Origin of the sequence: Enterovibrio norvegicus FF-33, from assembly GCF_000286835.2 — a bacterium.
Taxonomy (GTDB): domain Bacteria; phylum Pseudomonadota; class Gammaproteobacteria; order Enterobacterales; family Vibrionaceae; genus Enterovibrio; species Enterovibrio norvegicus_A.
The window spans coordinates 595,267-595,681 of the sequence record NZ_AJYD02000013.1 but is presented as its reverse complement, the minus strand read 5'-3'; the positions used below and the strand labels follow the sequence as shown (position 1 = coordinate 595,681).

Below are 415 nucleotides of genomic sequence, written 5' to 3'. Positions count from 1 at the left end.
CCTAGGCGGCCCCGTTAAGTCTTGCAGGGGGAGCCACTTTTAAATGTCTTGTCGAATGATGAGATGTTATAGGCTGGGATAATCGCTTCGCGATTTGTCGCAAGCCTAGGCGGCCCCGTTAAGTCTTGCAGGGGTAGCCACTTTCTAATGTCTTGTCGAAAGATGAGATATTAATGGGTTGAGATAATTGCTATGCGATTTGTCACAAGCCATGTTGGATTTATTGTTTAGGCAGTGAACCACAAAATCTGTTCCCCCTTAGTTCAGTTGGTAGAACGGCGGACTGTTAATCCGTATGTCGCAAGTTCAAGTCTTGCAGGGGGAGCCACTTTCTAATGTCTTATCGAAAGATGAGATGTTATTAGGCTGGGATAATCGCTACGCGATTTGTCGCAAGCCATGTTGGATTTATTGT

1 tRNA gene is annotated in these 415 nt (G+C 45.5%); it reads left to right on the top strand.

Features of this window, described 5'->3' with window-relative positions:
- Nucleotides 1-252: 252 nt before the first annotated feature.
- Nucleotides 253-328: transfer RNA gene (locus A1OO_RS05010), tRNA-Asn, on the top strand.
- Nucleotides 329-415 lie beyond the last annotated feature (87 nt).